Source organism: Eubacterium sp. 3_1_31 (assembly GCF_964249515.1).
Taxonomy (GTDB): domain Bacteria; phylum Bacillota_I; class Bacilli_A; order Erysipelotrichales; family Erysipelotrichaceae; genus Longicatena; species Longicatena caecimuris.
The window spans coordinates 1-16,112 of record NZ_CAXUBY010000007.1 but is presented as its reverse complement, the minus strand read 5'-3'; the positions used below and the strand labels follow the sequence as shown (position 1 = coordinate 16,112).

General features: G+C 48.8%; 19 protein-coding genes and 1 pseudogene. All 20 read right to left on the bottom strand.

What is annotated here, in order from left to right:
• Positions 1 to 2,163, bottom strand: a complete 2,163-nt coding sequence (gene nrdD / locus ACESSZ_RS04545) for an anaerobic ribonucleoside-triphosphate reductase (protein ID WP_331866853.1) — start codon at positions 2,161 to 2,163, stop codon at positions 1 to 3.
• A gap of 527 nt (positions 2,164 to 2,690) precedes the next feature.
• On the bottom strand, positions 2,691 to 4,172 hold the full coding sequence (locus ACESSZ_RS04540) for a recombinase family protein (RefSeq protein ID WP_025483343.1): 1,482 nt from the start codon (positions 4,170 to 4,172) through the stop codon (positions 2,691 to 2,693).
• Positions 4,173 to 4,256: 84 nt separating this feature from the next.
• Positions 4,257 to 4,433 (bottom strand): hypothetical protein, encoded by a 177-nt coding sequence (locus tag ACESSZ_RS04535; RefSeq protein WP_015563782.1) that lies wholly within the window; start codon positions 4,431 to 4,433, stop codon positions 4,257 to 4,259.
• Between the two features lie 103 nt (positions 4,434 to 4,536).
• Positions 4,537 to 4,800: a hypothetical protein gene (locus ACESSZ_RS04530; protein ID WP_233513001.1), complete on the bottom strand. Its 264-nt coding sequence runs from the start codon at positions 4,798 to 4,800 to the stop codon at positions 4,537 to 4,539.
• 147 nt (positions 4,801 to 4,947) lie between these two features.
• A complete protein-coding gene (locus ACESSZ_RS04525; RefSeq protein ID WP_015563780.1) occupies positions 4,948 to 5,370 on the bottom strand; it encodes an RNA polymerase sigma factor in 423 nt (140 codons plus the stop codon).
• A 667-nt stretch (positions 5,371 to 6,037) separates the two neighbouring features.
• Positions 6,038 to 6,520: a hypothetical protein gene (locus ACESSZ_RS04520; protein ID WP_015563779.1), complete on the bottom strand. Its 483-nt coding sequence runs from the start codon at positions 6,518 to 6,520 to the stop codon at positions 6,038 to 6,040.
• Positions 6,521 to 6,542: 22 nt separating this feature from the next.
• Positions 6,543 to 6,950 carry a DUF4259 domain-containing protein gene (locus tag ACESSZ_RS04515; RefSeq protein ID WP_015563778.1) on the bottom strand — a complete coding sequence of 136 codons (408 nt, stop codon included), beginning with the start codon at positions 6,948 to 6,950 and terminating at the stop codon, positions 6,543 to 6,545.
• Positions 6,951 to 7,140: 190 nt separating this feature from the next.
• Positions 7,141 to 7,887, bottom strand: a complete 747-nt coding sequence (locus ACESSZ_RS04510) for a hypothetical protein (RefSeq protein ID WP_025483351.1) — start codon at positions 7,885 to 7,887, stop codon at positions 7,141 to 7,143.
• Between the two features lie 38 nt (positions 7,888 to 7,925).
• Positions 7,926 to 8,162, bottom strand: a complete 237-nt coding sequence (locus ACESSZ_RS04505) for a hypothetical protein (protein ID WP_015563776.1) — start codon at positions 8,160 to 8,162, stop codon at positions 7,926 to 7,928.
• A 5-nt stretch (positions 8,163 to 8,167) separates the two neighbouring features.
• On the bottom strand, positions 8,168 to 10,084 hold the full coding sequence (locus ACESSZ_RS04500; protein ID WP_025483352.1) for an immunity protein Imm33 domain-containing protein: 1,917 nt from the start codon (positions 10,082 to 10,084) through the stop codon (positions 8,168 to 8,170).
• Positions 10,085 to 10,563: 479 nt separating this feature from the next.
• The gene (locus ACESSZ_RS04495; protein WP_054343783.1) at positions 10,564 to 11,925 is read right to left on the bottom strand and encodes a relaxase/mobilization nuclease domain-containing protein; all 1,362 of its coding nucleotides are present in this window, start codon (positions 11,923 to 11,925) and stop codon (positions 10,564 to 10,566) included.
• A 146-nt stretch (positions 11,926 to 12,071) separates the two neighbouring features.
• Positions 12,072 to 12,362, bottom strand: a complete 291-nt coding sequence (locus tag ACESSZ_RS04490; protein ID WP_015563774.1) for a CD1845 family protein — start codon at positions 12,360 to 12,362, stop codon at positions 12,072 to 12,074.
• 156 nt (positions 12,363 to 12,518) lie between these two features.
• The gene (locus ACESSZ_RS04485; protein WP_002578766.1) at positions 12,519 to 12,869 is read right to left on the bottom strand and encodes a plasmid mobilization protein; all 351 of its coding nucleotides are present in this window, start codon (positions 12,867 to 12,869) and stop codon (positions 12,519 to 12,521) included.
• A complete protein-coding gene (locus ACESSZ_RS04480) occupies positions 12,866 to 13,021 on the bottom strand; it encodes a hypothetical protein (protein ID WP_015563773.1) in 156 nt (51 codons plus the stop codon). Before ACESSZ_RS04480 ends, ACESSZ_RS04485 begins: the two co-directional genes overlap by 4 nt.
• 11 nt (positions 13,022 to 13,032) lie before the next feature.
• Complete coding sequence (locus ACESSZ_RS04475) at positions 13,033 to 13,644, bottom strand: defense against restriction DarA-related protein (RefSeq protein ID WP_272582143.1); 612 nt, start codon at positions 13,642 to 13,644, stop codon at positions 13,033 to 13,035.
• Positions 13,645 to 14,004: 360 nt separating this feature from the next.
• Positions 14,005 to 14,358 carry a cysteine-rich VLP domain-containing protein gene (locus ACESSZ_RS04470; RefSeq protein WP_025483355.1) on the bottom strand — a complete coding sequence of 118 codons (354 nt, stop codon included), beginning with the start codon at positions 14,356 to 14,358 and terminating at the stop codon, positions 14,005 to 14,007.
• A 174-nt stretch (positions 14,359 to 14,532) separates the two neighbouring features.
• Positions 14,533 to 15,255 (bottom strand): DUF4366 domain-containing protein, encoded by a 723-nt coding sequence (locus tag ACESSZ_RS04465; protein ID WP_025483356.1) that lies wholly within the window; start codon positions 15,253 to 15,255, stop codon positions 14,533 to 14,535.
• A 2-nt stretch (positions 15,256 to 15,257) separates the two neighbouring features.
• Positions 15,258 to 15,509 carry a DUF4315 family protein gene (locus tag ACESSZ_RS04460; RefSeq protein WP_025483358.1) on the bottom strand — a complete coding sequence of 84 codons (252 nt, stop codon included), beginning with the start codon at positions 15,507 to 15,509 and terminating at the stop codon, positions 15,258 to 15,260.
• A 13-nt stretch (positions 15,510 to 15,522) separates the two neighbouring features.
• Positions 15,523 to 15,630, bottom strand: a pseudogene (locus tag ACESSZ_RS04455) (peptidase P60); the annotation flags it as partial.
• Between the two features lie 117 nt (positions 15,631 to 15,747).
• Positions 15,748 to 16,112: HNH endonuclease (locus ACESSZ_RS04450; protein ID WP_499842695.1), on the bottom strand; the 365-nt coding region annotated here is incomplete at its 5' end.

The following is a 16,112-nucleotide window of genomic DNA, read 5'->3' as shown; positions in this document are numbered from 1 at the left end:
CTACAGATGCAAGACACGTTCTTTGATTTCCTGCGTTCTTCCTTGATTCCAGAACTGTGTACCGATATAACCACATGTTCTTCTGGCAACATTCATCTTATCCTGATCACGGTTATGACAGTGTGGACATTCCCAGATAAGCTTATTATGCTCATCACGAATGATCTGGATTTCTCCATCAAAGCCGCAAACCTGACAATAATCACTCTTTGTATTTAATTCAGCGTACATGATATGATCATAAATATGCTGCATAACCGCTAAAACAGCATCTATATTATTCTTCATATCCGGTACTTCCACATAGCTGATTGCTCCACCTGGAGATAGCTTCTGGAATTGTGACTCAAAAGTCAATTTATCAAATGCATTGATTTCTTCCGTCACATGGACATGATAGCTATTTGTTATGTAGTTTTTATCTGTTACACCTTCAATGATGCCAAAACGTTCCTGTAAACATTTTGAGAATTTATATGTCGTAGATTCTAATGGTGTGCCATATAAAGAGAAGTCAATATTTTCATCAGCCTTCCATTTTGCACATGCATCATTCAAATACTGCATAACCTCTAACGCAAATGGAGTAGCTTCTGGATCCGTATGAGGTTTTCCTGTCATATAGCGTGTCATTTCACATAAGCCGGCATAGCCTAAAGAAATTGTGGAATATCCATTAAATAACAATTTATCAATGGTTTCTCCCTTCTTTAAACGGGCCAAAGCGCCATTCTGCCAAAGGATAGGTGCCACATCACTTGGTGTTCCCTTTAAACGATTATGGCGACACATCAAGGCTTCCTTACATAATGCCAAACGCTCATCCAAGATACGCCAGAATTCCTTCATATCTTTTCCACTGGAACAAGCAACATCCACTAGGTTTAAGGTTACAACACCTTGATTGAAACGACCATAGAATTTATATTGATCATTTTCATCCTTATATACAGTTAAGAAAGATCGACATCCCATACATGTATAGCAATTGCCATCCTTCAGCTGTTTCATGATCTTTTCGGAAATATAATCTGGAACCATACGTTTTGCCGTACATTCTGCAGCTAATTTTGTCAGATACCAATATTTGCTTCCTTCGCTCACATTATCTTCTTCCAATACATAAATCAGTTTTGGGAATGCCGGTGTAATATAAACGCCCTGTTCATTTTTTACACCCTGAATACGCTGATTTAACATTTCTTCAATGATCAAAGCCAAATCATCGCGCAGTCTTCCTTCCGGTACTTCATTCAGATACATGAACATGGTAATAAATGGTGCCTGTCCATTCGTTGTCATCAACGTAATGACCTGATATTGAATTGTCTGTACCCCTTGTTTGATTTCACGCTTTACACGCAGCTCTGCAATTTCATTGATAATTTCATCGCTTACCTGTACCCCGGTTGTTTCCATTTCACGACGTACTTCCCTTTGGAATTTTTCACGGCTGATCTGTACAAACGGTGCTAAATGTGACATGGTGATACTTTGCCCGCCATACTGACAAGAGGCAATTTGCGCAATCGCCTGGGTTGCGATGTTACAAGCTGTTAAAAAGCTATGTGGCTTTTCAATCATCGTTTCCCCAATGACCGTACCATTCTGCAGCATATCCTCTAAGTTTACCAAACAACAATTATGCATATGCTGAGCAAAATAATCCGAATCATGGAAATGGATAATACCTTTTTCATGTGCTTCTACAATTTCCGGAGGCAATAAAAAACGCTTCGTAATATCCTTGCTTACTTCTCCTGCCATATAGTCACGCTGTACGCTGGAAATGGTAGGATTCTTATTAGAATTCTCTTGTGCCACATCTTCATTCTCAAATTCCAACAAACTTAAGATCTGTTTATCTGTTGAATTTGACTTTCTTACCAATTCCCTTTTATATCGGTAAGTAATATAATTATTGGCTACCTTAAAAGCCGACTGCTTCATGATTTCTTCTTCTACCTTATCTTGAATTTCTTCTACGGTAGCACTGCGATTCAGATGCTGACAATATGCCGTGACATTTGTTACGATCTGGGCAATCTGTTCACCACTCATCTGGTAAATATGGGTGACACTTTGATTTGCTTTACAGACAGCATCCTCAATTTTTGATGCGTCGAAGACAACTTCCTTTCCACTTCTCTTTATGATATTCATACACTACACCTCTTCATCATTCCTAATATCCTTTAGCATTATATAGGAAAAAGTGAAGAAAATAAAGTATCATGCTAAAGAACTTTATCACCATATTTCACAAGTGAAAACTTTCAATAAAAGAAAGCCTTTGTTCATCGCTTTTCTATTTTTGGAATAGCCTTTGTGAATGAAAATATATTTTTTATTTTCACATCATCATCGTAGTAAAATTAACATAAAAAGAAAGATGCCGTTAACTTTTTAGAGCTCCCCCCATGAAGGTATCGGTTAAAAAAAGGATCTGGAGAAATGGACTCCACTTCCTGATTATTACCCCCATTTGATTCGCTGATGCCTTGCTTGTTTCTACTCCTATCATAGCCTCTTGTATAGGTATTTTATATTTAACAAAGAAAGCAAAGAAATAATTAACTCGCTATCTCATAAGTTCAAGATACCCTAATCTTTATGGGCATTCTTGAGCTTTTTAAATTGCATTTTGATAACTATTTTTTACAAAGGCATAATGCCAAGTGAAACAGGCTTTAGATTTTCCAGTGGATTGTAACGCTCTCACTGGTTGCATCAATGTGGGATATGAGAATATCAACCACCTTGCGCTTATCGTCAAAACTCACGGACTCCCAATCGTTGAGGTAATTCGTGATACAGTCAATTTGCGTGTCCGAAACGGAATTAGCGGTGAGATCGGCCACCAGCTTTAACTGCTTTTGCCGTTCTGCGTCCAGCTCCTCGATCCTATTGTTTGCGTATTGCAGGAGCAGCGGGTTTGCCCCGGACAAAGTGTCCAGAAGTTTCTCAATCTCGCTTTCCGTCTTTGCCAGGGCAACACGGGCGGCGGTCAGTTTGGGGTTATAGCCCGGTTCCTTGCCGCCTTTCAGCGTGTGATACTTCCGCATTTTCTCCACCATCTCGCCATACACAAAGGACTCCATGCTTTGCGCCGTCAGCGTACCGGCACCCTCGCAGCTCCCGTTATCGGCCCGCTGCTTGCACCGCAGGTAAGTAACGCCGTTTTGGGCTCTCAAGCCCACCAGAGCATAGCCGCAGCGTCCGCACTTGATTTTCCCGGCCAGCCAGGTATTGTGGCATTTGCGGCCATTCTGGAATGAGGTGTTTTGTGACAGCTTACGCTGGACGGTCAGCCAAAGGCTGGAGGGGATGCGCCCCTGGTGGGGAGCGATTACAAGGATTTGTTCTTCACCCTCCCGGCCCTGGTAGAGATAGCAGCTATTGTCCCCCGTGAACATTTCCGGGGGGCTTTCGATTTTTACGCCCTGGGCTTTGAAGTATTCGTAGATGTCCATATCGGCCTGGACATAGACCGGGTTTCTCAGCAGTTTCGAGATAAAGGCCCGTTGCAGGGCTTTTCCATAGACATCAATGGAGTTTTTGACAAAGTACCGGGTTATATCGCCGTAGGAGCTGCTCGGCTCCGCATACATCTGGTACATCAGCTCGGCAAAATCCATTTCCGCATTTTCCACCAGCTTCTTTGTCTTGATCCCGTCCATGACGATGGGCTCAGTATCAAAACCGTATGGCGTCCGGCCCCGCATATAGTAGCCTTTGGTACACCGGGAATAAAAAGCGTCCTGCACGCGCATTTGGATGCTTTCCCGTTCCAGCTGGGCAAACACGATACAGATATTGAGCATCGCCCTGCCCATTGGGGTAGAGGTATCAAATTTTTCCGTACAGGACACAAACTCCACATTGTACTGCTTGAACAGCTCCATGAGCTTTGCAAAGTCCACAATGGAGCGGCTGATCCGATCCAGCTTGTAGACGATCACCCGCTTGATGAGCCCCAGCTTGATGTCCTGCAAAAGCCGCTGGAAGTCCGGGCGTTCAATATTCTTGCCGGAGTAACCTTTATCCTTGTACTCCCGGCCCTCACCGCCTTTCAATTCGTAACGGCAAAATTCAAACTGACTTTCAATGCTGATACTGTCCTTTTTGTCAATCGACTGCCGCCCATAAATCGCGTCAATTCTGTTATCCATAATTAGCTCCCTTTCCATAAATGGGAGCCAACCTACAACTATATTATACCTCTAATGCCCCCATGCAACAAGGATGACTCCGGCCTACCCCCTCTGTCCGGCGTACTTTACAAACACATCAAACAGCCGCCGCTCGACCTCACGGCTTCGCTTATCCCGCTCCTGCGGCGGGTAAATGGGGGTAACATTCTTGACGGTGATCGTCCGATCCCCAAGAACGGCAGTTTTGATCTCGCTTTCGTATTTGACCTGTGCCTGCATAAAATACCTCCCTCTTAAAACGGTATGGATAAAGGAAACGGCCAGCACCCGCATAGGGCGCTGGCCGCTTGACGGTGTGACCTCTGGACACTTTGTCCAGAAGTCAATAGGGGCTCCGCTCGTAGTAAGCCGCAGCCTCCTCCGGGGTGGTGTAGTCAAAAACCTCGTGGAGCTCCAGCATGACCTGTTCAATGTCGGCGGGCTTGAAGCCGCACCGCTCCATCGCAGAGATCACATAGCCCCGGCAGGCCCCCTCGCTCCACGGCTGGGAAAGCAGGGCCGCCAATTCTGGATCGTAGTTCATAGAGCGTTCCCCTTTTTCATAAAGATATAGGGGAGCGCCGCGCTCATTTTCTTGCCCCGTCATAAGACAGCATCCTCGGCGGCGGCGCTCCCCCGCAAAGAGGGCGGCGGCCCGGCACTGTGGCCTGGGGCCCCCGCGTCCTCTTTACGGAGAGGGAAAAAACTTCCTCTCATATACCCAGGACAAAAAAGGGGCAAATGGAGATGGTAATTAGAAATTTTCTCTTAAATATTTTTTCATCCGTTTGATGCCGCTTTCCACGGAACAACGGACGGCGCTTTTATCCACGCCCTCCTCGCGGGCAATCTGGCGGTAGCTCTTGCCGAGGATCAAGTGAGCGTCCACCCGGCGGCCCTGGATTTCCGGCAGGGAGTTGAGGGCGTTCCACAGACGGAAAAACATTTCTTTCCGATCCAGGAGCTCCTGGGGGCTGGGCTCGTGCAGACACGCGGAGTATTCGATCCCGTCATCGCAGTCCAGGGAATAAAACGCCTTGTTCCGGGTAAGCCGCCGCTGATAGGCCGCTTCATTCCTCCGGCTGGCCAGAAGCACCTCGGCCACTTCATCGGGCACCTCCACCAGCTCGTCCACTATGTACCAATAATAAAAATCTTTCATATTGATTGTAGTCATAACTTGTCCTCCATTTTGTTTCGGTGGGTTGGTTGATCGGAAACAAAATGGAGGGCTGGCGGGGAGCGGCACCCAGGGGAGCCGCCCCGTACCCCTGGACACTTTGTCCAGAAGTAAGGCAAGCAAAATGCGCTTGCACAGCACAAGGCCGCACAAGCGCATAAAGCGAGGAATTTATTTATATTAGAACAATTTTCGCAACCAATATCAGAATATCCTGGTCCGGTGCCTGGGCTTTTTTTGACAAATTAAGGGCATGGACAAGGCAAAGAAACACGGCGTACCTCCTTTGCCGCCGTGGGTATAAAAAAGCGGCGGCCTTGAAATGATTAGTTTCAAAACCGCCGTTTGACTTCTGCCCCTATTTGAGGCGCATAACAACACAGCCGCCAATCCAACGGTTTTTTTATATGCCGTTTCCGTTGGCGGCCCCCAAACAACTATTAACCTCAAGAAAAAATACAGAAAAGAGAATATAATACGGTGCCGATGCCAAGTAATATATACACTATTCTCAACCCGAACGAATATTTTGCGTCTGGATTTCTCGTTAAGAATTTTGGTAATTTTATTTTGTTGCAGATAAAACCGAATATCACAAAACCTGCACCAATCACAAGCGTTACATATTGCCAATACTCACTTAAAAACTTTTCTATAAACTCCATCACTTACCCATCCAATATTTCATGCAATACTCACTCAATTTTTCATAGTCAAACATATAATTAACGTCCATGAGATAATTTTCCATCATCGCCACGGAACTAATAAGCTGTAAATCTATTTTGCCATCTTCAAGCTGGTCATTCTTTAAGATGAACAGGCTTGTTTTCTTGTCCTGCGTCATTTCGGAATTAGTCTTTTTGCAATAAATAGGTTCATCAATCCAATCCCATTTAGGATCTACGGGAATAAGTACGATTTCAGGAATGTTATTATCGTCTATGCCATAGCCCATAAGCCAGTTGTAATATGTATGAACAGTTTTCGTTAGTTTTTTCTTTGTTGTCATTTTCCAGACAACGGCGGTCTGATAATCTTTCCCTGTCTTTTCCTTAAATACTTCCGCTACCTTTTTCATATTTTCTTCTTGTTTAGCGGTCAGCTTTCCTTGCAGCGGCTTAAAAATGTTTCCAAACAATCCCATGATTTTTCACCTTTCCTTTTTGTTATTGTTGCAGTCGTTTTTGCATTGAAAGTTTATCCTCTTTCCATGCTTCATACAATTCCTCGTTTTCTTCCCACAATTCTCTTAATTCAGAATTATCAGAAAGAATGGCACCAATAGCCGTTACTGCTTTTTGTTTGAGGGGAGAAAAGTCAAAACATTTTTGTGAACTTGTCCACTCAAAATAATCTTCCTCATCACATCTATACACAAAGCTGTTTATTACGCTGTCAATAACGGCCGCTGATACTAAAGCGTAATGAGCTTCATCATAGCCGATATATTCAGCCTGTATAACCTCATCAAAATATCGTTCCATATCAGCAATTATGTCTAATGAATTTTTAAGGTCAGTCAAAGCGTCATACGCAGTATCATCATCAAAAACACCATAATTCCATGCGCCCATATATCATCCTCCTTTATCTACCGGGCCACTTCTGGACAAAGTGTCCAGAAGTCCGCACCTAAACAAGCAACGTAGCGATACTACACACGATCAACACGCATCCCCCGCGCCAAAGATGAAGCGGCAAGTTCCTCTTTATTTTTCCTGTTCTTGCTCTAATCGCTGAAAGAGTATATCAAGATAATTTCTTTTATCCAATTAGTACCACACGTCCACGCTCTGGGAAATAAATATTCAACCCCATCTTCCAAAGTTCAAAATAAGGACGGAAAGGATTTTCCCGTTTCGTATCATACATAGGCCACTGGAGATAATCGGACAATAGATAATCGCAGTTGATATGGTACAATGCCTCAGTCATTAACTCAATATCCTCATAGCCCTCCTTGTACAGCATATCGCTACACCAATCTATCAAATCAGTTTCTATTTCTGTACTTTCTCCATTTATTTGTTGCTGATAGGCTTCTTCTCTGAAAGTCTGGGCAGCTTGTCCGAATAAAATTTCTATTTTGGCGTTCTCGTCCAATGGAGCAGCTTCCTTGAACTCCTCCACGAAAATACGATTTATATTTCTAATATAGGCTTGTACTGCATTTTCAGCGTTCTGTCTATTATCTTCTGAAAATCGAGTAAAGAAATACCCTGCATAGCTGGTTTGTTCGTCTGGCAGTTCAACCTTTGCTGTATCTTTGCTGATTTCATCAATTTCCAAAAGTTCTTGTAACATATTTAATCCAGTTTGCCCATAGAGAGCAAAAATAGGGCGCAGATGTTCGATATTTCCACCGCGCAACTCCTGAAACAGAAAAGGCGGTACAGCTTCTTCCTCCAAATCGTAATCATGTTCTTCAAAGATTTCCATTAGTAATGGGTCTTGTTGAATAATCTCTGCCCAACGATTGGGAAGATATTTTTTACATTCATCTATTGTCATTAAAAATTTCTCCTCCTTTTCCTGCATATAGGGTGTTCTTATAGTACATCTTCATGCCAGATTTGACGAAGCGTAATTCCTTTTTCAAAGGTTTCCTCTGTGCCATCTTCAAAATGGACTTCAACCCGAATAGCTTCTTCATTCTCGTCATTTTCCGATTGATTAACCCAGTCAACCCATTCGATTATTGGAGATAGTTCATCATTGTCCCTAACAATTCGATACCCTTCTCCCAGATTTTCAGATAAAACATCTTCAATTTTATCAAGCTGCATTGTCATTAACTCCTTTCCGTTTCATCATCTTCAATTTCAATCCATTCCCCGGTTTCGTCTTTCTCCATACACGTGCCATAAGGCAAGGACAACAGGGGCACTACGGTTGGGTCAATGCGGCAAATGTCTCGAATATCGTAAAAGCCGCCGTTTTCGTCATCTTCAATTTCATCGTCATCATCGGAAAAGAACCCCCAGCCGGTGTCCCAGCCCCATTCCTCACGCTCCGGCGCTACCCGTTCTGCCACCTTGATTTTATAACCCTCTTGAGCGATACGGTCAGTTGCATAGCAGAATAGGGGACCGTCCCAATCGGGAATGATAGGCGGCTTTCCATCGGCGGCACGTGCAACACGCAGTTCGGGATCATCTTCAAATTCTGCTTCCAAAAATTCTTTTAACCGCTTATCCAAAATTGCACTTATCGCCTGGTAGCTTTCCTCGGTATAAGGCAAAAGCAAATATGCGGCTTCTTCCTCCTCAATGCTATTCCATGTATGGTCTTTCAAAACAGCCAGAGCGCAATCACGGTAGTCCCGAAGATAGCCATAGGGGTTTGAGCGATTGTCCTGGGCATACCATTGAGCAAAGCCAGAGCCTACCCGATCAAAAAATTGTGTGGACAATTTTCCGTCCAGCTTGTCCCGGATAAACACACGCAAGTCGGGGCCATTCCCCGCCCTAACTGCTTCTACCACATTTCGGTACTGGGTAAGAAACGGATTACTCATTTGCCCTCGTTCCATAGCCCAACGCAGATAAACGGCCATAGAGTTGTAAGCGGCCAGTTCATCAACAGGCAAATGCAAATCCCGGATACGTTTTAGATGACTTTCCGCATTATCCATTTCCGCTAAATCATAGCCAATCGTATCTTCATCTGTAATTGCATTAAGGCGCGTGGGGTTAATGACCTCCAAGATTTCGTCCGGGCATTTATCTATAAGTTCATCTACACTATTTTCTAACTTAAACTCCATTTCTTCCTTGTAGAGAGGGATAAGCTGATAAAAATTCACTTCGTCCCCGTCGGGGAGAGTGCAGAAGTATGAGGGTTCACCAAACACACCAGGGTTTAATAACATAGCCCCGCACAATTTTGTACTTTCCGCAAATGGCTCACCGGAACTTATGGTATGTCCCCAGCCAAGCCAAGTATTTCTATCTTTAACAGGTATGCGGGCAATCCATTTCAAAACATCAATAGGCCAATACCATTTTTCCTCTTGCCAATCCTCCTCCGACAATTTCCAATCCGGGGGAAGATTGATTAAAAGCTCTGCCCGTTCCAATTTTTTCTCTGTTAGTTCCTCTGGCACGTTCATTCTATGAGCGCCCATTCCAAATGTAACAAGGGTATAATAGTTATGATCTTTTCGCGGTGGAATAACGCAGATGTCCAAATGAATACCTGTGGAAACACTTTCGTGAAATACGTAATCATAATGACCGAAATATTTTTCAATGTGTTTCTCTACCGCATCCCAATCGGCCTCGTCATACATTTCGACTGGTTCTTCCGAAAGATACCCCTCACAATCGCTCACCAATTTCTGCGCTTCTGGATTGTCCGGCTCTAATTCCAGCCACCGCTTTCCATATTCAAGAGCAACAGCCGCCGTATCATCTGCCATGAGGTGAGCATATCCCATGCGAGCGTTCCAGTACGGGTCATTTTCTCCCTGTTTCCATACAGTTTCCAAAATGTCAATGGAGTGTTGGATAAGTTCCTTATCTACTTCATCATCATCTCCATGCGCCTTGTGATCTCCCAATACTGCCAAATTGCTATAAGCCCGGCCAAGCAATACGGTCAATTTATATCCACGCTCTTTTTCCGGGATAGCTTCAATGGCTTCAATACACCGGGAAAATTCATCGTTTTTATTCCACTGTTCAAGTTGTTCCAGCAAATTGTCCATACCATAATCCTCCTCCAGTTGACGTTTTCAAAACAAAAAAGCGTTTCTATCCGCGCAGAAAACTGCCTTGATAGAAACGCTTATATATACCAATATTATTGGGGGCATGACAAAAGCCCGATGCTACATAGTTATAGCACCGCTCCGCTTGCTTGCTTGCTTGCTTGCTTGCTTGCTTGCTTTAGGATGGCAGAAGTCATGTTGCTTGTCAACCCCTTTTTGAAAAGTTATTTATAGACATTATAGCAGAACATTTGAAGTATGGCAATATTCTTTTTGGAATGTTCGCCCCCTGCACTATCCGCTCCAAAGCGCCTGTTTTTCGGGTTTGCACGAAACGGCAAGCAGGGCAGGTGTGCCCACACCTGCTATTTTTGCGTGGCCGGTAGCCCCGCAAAAATGCTTGTTGGGGAGCTCCCCAAACCCGCTGGACTTCTGGACACTTTGTCCAGAAGTCCTTATTGTCTGCGGCCCCGGCGCTACCGCTCCTGGGCCTTATCTTCCCGCCCTTCTGGATAGCAGCGCAGGAAGTCGATGTTGCCCTTGACCGCCACAGCCTCACGCATATCCGCCTGGGCTTTGCGGTACTCGGCATAGAGGGCCTTTTTCTTTTCAGAGAGCTCACGCCGCCGCTTTTTCAGCGCGTCCATCTTTGGGAGTTTTGCCCCGTCCAAAAGCTCACTCATGGCGGCCTTTGCCGCCCGATAGTCAGAAAGCTCCGCCTCGTGCTGGGCCAGATATTTTTTAGAATACCGGGCCGCCTTGTAGCCGTCAAACACGGGCCTCGTCTTTGCGTACTGCACCACCGCCCCCATGAGCTGGGAAGTATGGGAGAGGGCGGCCTCGGTGTCCCGCAGCTCCCCGGCCAGGGTGTGAAAGCGATCCACCGCCGCCTCGGTGGTGGCCTCCAGCGCCGCATAGTCGGTCAGCCCATGCTCCCGGAGATACAGGAGCGCGGCGGCCATCTGTTTGAGGTTGTAGACCTTCGCCCACCGTTCATAGGCCGGGCCTTTGCCCTGGGCCAGCCGATTTTGAATGTCGATGATGAGATCGACGCGCCGGGGCGGGGGCGGGCCATCCTTTGGCAGCTCCGGGATCGGGCGCTCCCCGGCGATCACCGCCCGGATGTCCTCCGGGTCAAAGCCCAGGCCCAGGGTGGACGAGCGCAGGCGGGTGGGCTTATCCTGCCCAGGGGCCAGGAATGAGATCACCCCGCCTCGGCCATGCTTCACCGCAAAGCCGGACTCCTCCATGAGCCGCAGGAACGCCGCAAAGTCGGCGGGCTGTTTCCCCAGGGCCTCCACGATAGCCAGCCGCACCCGCTGCTGGGCCGAGGGCGGGCGTTCCCCGATCCATTGGCCGTAGTGGAGAAAGCGGCCCTTGCTGTGGAGCTTCGGGTTTTGGATCACAGACAGATCATGCTCCAGGCATACCCGGTCAGAGAGCCGCCGCAGGGCTGCCGCCGATCTGAAAAAATCCCGGAATTTCCCGGTATAGTCCAGGGTGGTGGAATTGTAGTAAATGTGATTATGGATGTGCTGGCGGTCTGTATGGGTGGCAACGAAAAAGGCGTGCTTCCCCTTTGTCCAGCGCATAGCCGTTTCATAGCCCACCCGGTTTGCCTCCTCCGGGGTGATCTCTCCAGGACGGAAGGACTGCCGGATCTGATAGCACAGCACATCCGCATCCCGCCGCTGCTCCCGGCCCGTGACGGCTTTGTACTTTGCCTTTGCCAGCAGAAACTCGGCATCGGCTGTGCGGTGGTCGCACTCATAGGCGGAAATGAGCTCCCCGCCTTGGGTTTTCTCCGGGTTTTGGCCGTAGTCGAAACGGTCTTTCAGCGATTGGGCAACAGTTTCCCCCTTGCTGATATGGTGGGTGATCAAGCGTGTTGTGGCCGTAGGCTCACCTCCTCCAGATAGACGAAAAGCGGGCGACGGGAAAATCCCCGCCGCCCGGCACTTCTGGACAAAGTGTCCAGAGGTCATCAGCTAAACATAAAATCCTGCAAAGCGTATTTCACCCCATACAGGCGCTCCAGCAGCCACTCCCCGATGGCCGGGAGCCCAAAGGGGGAAACCAAAAACGCCAGCACCAGCATGGCAATACACCCGGTATGCAGCCCTGCGAAAAAACCGCAGGCCGCCAGCAGAACGAAAACCGTACACGCCAGCCAGCAGAGCGCCCCTGCGATGCAGGAGAGGAACGAGAGCACCGCCACAGCGAGGATCAGCGCCAGAACAAAGGGGGCCGCGATGATTTTCAAAATGATACGCATGGTTCATACCTCCTACAAAAGTTTGCTATTTGCCTCTATATGTATATTATAACTCAGTAAGAGGGGGCCAACAAGGATGACTCCGGCTGCCCCCACCTCTGGGCAAAGTGTCCAGAAGCCGGGGCAGCCGGGGAGCGTTGCGCTCCCCGGCAAGGGTTAAAGCTCCACCACCGCCGACAGCTTTTTGAGCAGGTCGGACAGCGGCTCCCACAGGGTTTCATAGTCCCGCTGGAGGGCCTTGATCTCCTCCGGGTAAATGCCGCCGTAGGTGTTCGCCTGGATCGCCACCTGGTTTAGATTGTTGGAGCACCGCCGCTGGAGTGATACCAACTCCCGGACGGGCGAAAGGTCAACATGGAGCACATAGCCGTTGAGCGCCATTTTCCGCACATAGGCCCCCAGGTTACGGACACCCGCCTCGGCCATGCGCTCCCGGATCAGCGCCAGCTCCTCCTCGGACACCATCACATGAAGATGGACAGGGCGGCGGCGCTTTTTCTGGCTCACCGTTCCTCGCGCTCCCGGCTCCGATAGGGGCGGGGCGGCTCCTTTACCTTGTCCAGCGGCTTTTCCTCCTCCGGGGGCTGGGGGGAGCCAAACACGCCGCACAGCCTTTTCATTTCCAGGTCGGCCCGATCCTGTTCCCTCTGTTTTTCCATACACATACCTCCTAACGCTCGCCCCTATCGGGGGCTTTCTTTTTTGGAGCCTCCGGCTCCCGGTGCTCCAGGGCCTCCCGCTGGGCGGCCTTGATTTGTTCGGCAATCGGCTGTTTTTCTTTCGCCTGTTTGTGGGCCTTAGCTGCTACTTGACGCTCCACCCCACGGGCGCGGGCGGTAAGCTGCTCCGGGGTGACATACTCTTTCGCCACATAGCTGCCAAAGTCGGGATAAAACCAGGTCAGCCGCCTTTGTTCCGGGACATGGTGGGCGTCCTCCCATTTGCCTACCACCTGGGCCTGGGCATCCATCTGCCGCCGGATGTCCAGATTTTCACGGGAGGGCCGCAGTTCATAATCCTGCATTTCCCGCTCAGTCAGCGGCTGGGCATAGGTGATGGCACCACACGCCTGGAACGCCTCACCCGTCACTTCCAGGCGGGTGAAATATAAATCCATGTGGACAGGACGGTTAAAGTAGCTGTTCGGGTAGGTGCCGATGTCGATGGGCCGCTGGGTGGAGTAGTATTTGTAGGTTTCCTTGTCCGGGGCCTGCTCTACCTCAAACACATGATAGCGCCGCTGATAGTCCTCAGCCCGATTGTGAAAATCCCGTTCTGCCATATCCGGCTCGTTGTGATAGTGGCCCCAAAAGAAGTCCCGGTGCCCGTCCTGCTCGTTGAATTGCCATGTTACATAGGGGTTTGGAGCCTTGGGGTTTTCCCCCAGCACAAAGCCACATTTGTTGTCAAACAGGATCGTGTGGCGTATCACATAGCCTTGATTTTCTTCCAGAATACCGCCTCCTTGTCATAATCAAATAGGCCGCCACCTCTGGACAAAGTGTCCAGAAGTGACAGCGTGGGGATGTGGAAAGCATTTGGCTAAAACGGGGGTAGGCCAAAGAAACATACGGCCCACCCCAAAACCGGCCCCGGAAAGCCTTGTGATCAGCGGGTTTTCCGGGGCCTAATTTTCCACACATCACCTCCGCTTTTTCCGCATATACTCCCGCTTTTGCCGCCGCAGGGCGATCCGGGCGCAAACCTCGGAGCAGTAGGCCATGCGCCCATCCACGGGGACAGCCCCGCCGCAGATGGGGCAGGGTTTGAAAACCGGGGGCGGGCCCTCGGTCAAGAGCGCCGCCTCCAGCGCCGGATCAAGGGGCAGGACAGCCTCCCGGAAATAACGGCAATAGGCCCCCGTCCAGCATTTGCCGAACATATAACATTCGCACTCCAGGGGCAGGCATCCATATTCCTTGTTATAGTTGGCGCACCACTTCACCACCAGGGCGCGGATTTTCCTTTTTTCCTCGCGGGTCAGTTCACGGGCCACCCCATCACCTCCCGGCAGGGGTTTTCAAAAGCTCCCGGTAGCAGGACACGCAGCTGATCCCCCGCCAGTAGGGGCACCCGGAGCAACGGGAGCCTTTGGGCGCTTTGGGGATGGAGGGGGCCAGAGGCCGGGGCTTCTGTTTCATCATTTTTTCATAGGGGTTATTGGTAAAGTTCATTCCTCATCCTCCTCGCTGTTTTCGTCCTCGTCCCAGGGCGGGCCGTCGTCCTCATAGTCCTCCTCGCCGTAGTCCTCCTCCGGCTCGGCGGCCTGCTGCTGTTTGGGCCGGATCACCTTGAAATAGAACGCGGCCCCGCCGCCGATCCCAGCCACTGCCAGGATGAGAAGGAGCCTCCCCATGCTGCCGCCTGTTTCCGGCTCCTCCGCAGGCTCCTCAGTTTCCGCAGGCTCCGGGGCGACGCCCACGCATTTTCCCATATTGACAGAGCAGACGGCGCACTCTGTATTGACAGCCCCCACCTCGCATTTTTCAGAGCAGGAGCACACCGCCTGTTCCACGCCAGCGGCCTCGGCTGCGGCCAGCAGGTCGGCTTCGTCCACCACATTCAGAAAATAGGTTTCGTACTGTTCGCCCTCCTCGTCCACGGGCTTGTCGTAGTCAATGACGAAATAAAATGTAGCCCCGCCGCTGGTCTGGACGGTGATAAACTGCTTGTTGGTGTTTTCGTCATAGAGCAGGTCGCGGGTCACAAAACCGCCCTCCTCCGAAAAGCCCTGGCCGGGCTCTATGGTAGGCTCCGGCTCCGGGGCCAGGGTTTCCATTGTGGGATCGCCGTAGTCCTCATACTCGCCGCCCCCAGCATAGGCGGTGGTGCTGAATCCGCATAAAAGAACAGCGGCGCAAAGCGCCGCCGTCAAAGACTTCCATCGTTTCATATTCAATTTTCCTCCTTTTCCATAGGCCCCGACTTCTGGACACTTTGTCCAGAAGTACCCTCCCGGAGCTGCTGAAGCACCAGGGGCAGCTCCTCCAGGGAAATGCTCAGACCCCGCACGATGTCCACGATCTCGCTGTTTTCCGCCTCCAGCTTGTTTTTCTCCAGCTCCTTGAGCCGGGCCTGCTGCTCGTTGATTTTGGCCTTGACCTTTTCGATCTCGGCCTGGATTTTTTGGCTTTTGCTTGCCGCCATAGAGTACCTCCAATCATGGTAAACGCCCGTAGGCGTAGAAATGGGACTGCCAGTAGCTTGTATTCAAATTCGCGTAGCTGATGGGATCGCCCGCATGGATCATCATCCCGTCCCCCACATAGTAGAGTAGGAAAGCACCGCCTTTCCTTATTTCTAGGGTAGGTTTGTGCAGTCCTCTCCCCGAACCGTGCTTGCATTTCTCAATGCACACGGCTCTCCATCTTTGCTCCGTTACAGGTTATTTCTTTTCGCCATGATGTATAGCCATGTGACACTTGTGGCATACCACGATTGTTTTCCGTCTTTTGGCTATCATTATCTTTTCCCATTCTGATTTTCCTTTAAGGTTTTTAACCTTGTTTACATGATGAATTTCGTATCTGTCACTTTCCGTACACCCACATACTTCACATATCTTCGCCTTTAATCGGCTTTCTAATGTTGTTACGTCATGGGAATAATTTTTAGCTGTTTGTGGAACAATATCAGTAAACTTCTTTCCTTTGCAGTCAGCATAATTCGCAAAATACATTTTCTTTATTACTGTTTTAGTTTCATAAGGAATAGCCCATTTGCCTGTACCGTCTTTATACATAGCTCTAA

Coding starts and splice junctions, on each gene's coding strand:
- nrdD (WP_331866853.1), bottom strand. CDS start 2,163: ATGAATATCATAAAGAGAAGTGGAAAGGAAGTTGTCTTCGACGCATCA.
- ACESSZ_RS04540 (WP_025483343.1), bottom strand. CDS start 4,172: ATGGATAACAGAATTGACGCGATTTATGGGCGGCAGTCGATTGACAAA.
- ACESSZ_RS04535 (WP_015563782.1), bottom strand. CDS start 4,433: ATGCAGGCACAGGTCAAATACGAAAGCGAGATCAAAACTGCCGTTCTT.
- ACESSZ_RS04530 (WP_233513001.1), bottom strand. CDS start 4,800: ATGACGGGGCAAGAAAATGAGCGCGGCGCTCCCCTATATCTTTATGAA.
- ACESSZ_RS04525 (WP_015563780.1), bottom strand. CDS start 5,370: ATGACTACAATCAATATGAAAGATTTTTATTATTGGTACATAGTGGAC.
- ACESSZ_RS04520 (WP_015563779.1), bottom strand. CDS start 6,520: ATGGGATTGTTTGGAAACATTTTTAAGCCGCTGCAAGGAAAGCTGACC.
- ACESSZ_RS04515 (WP_015563778.1), bottom strand. CDS start 6,950: ATGGGCGCATGGAATTATGGTGTTTTTGATGATGATACTGCGTATGAC.
- ACESSZ_RS04510 (WP_025483351.1), bottom strand. CDS start 7,887: ATGACAATAGATGAATGTAAAAAATATCTTCCCAATCGTTGGGCAGAG.
- ACESSZ_RS04505 (WP_015563776.1), bottom strand. CDS start 8,162: ATGCAGCTTGATAAAATTGAAGATGTTTTATCTGAAAATCTGGGAGAA.
- ACESSZ_RS04500 (WP_025483352.1), bottom strand. CDS start 10,084: ATGGACAATTTGCTGGAACAACTTGAACAGTGGAATAAAAACGATGAA.
- ACESSZ_RS04490 (WP_015563774.1), bottom strand. CDS start 12,362: ATGCGTATCATTTTGAAAATCATCGCGGCCCCCTTTGTTCTGGCGCTG.
- ACESSZ_RS04480 (WP_015563773.1), bottom strand. CDS start 13,021: ATGGAAAAACAGAGGGAACAGGATCGGGCCGACCTGGAAATGAAAAGG.
- ACESSZ_RS04475 (WP_272582143.1), bottom strand. CDS start 13,644: ATGGCAGAACGGGATTTTCACAATCGGGCTGAGGACTATCAGCGGCGC.
- ACESSZ_RS04465 (WP_025483356.1), bottom strand. CDS start 15,255: ATGAAACGATGGAAGTCTTTGACGGCGGCGCTTTGCGCCGCTGTTCTT.
- ACESSZ_RS04460 (WP_025483358.1), bottom strand. CDS start 15,509: ATGGCGGCAAGCAAAAGCCAAAAAATCCAGGCCGAGATCGAAAAGGTC.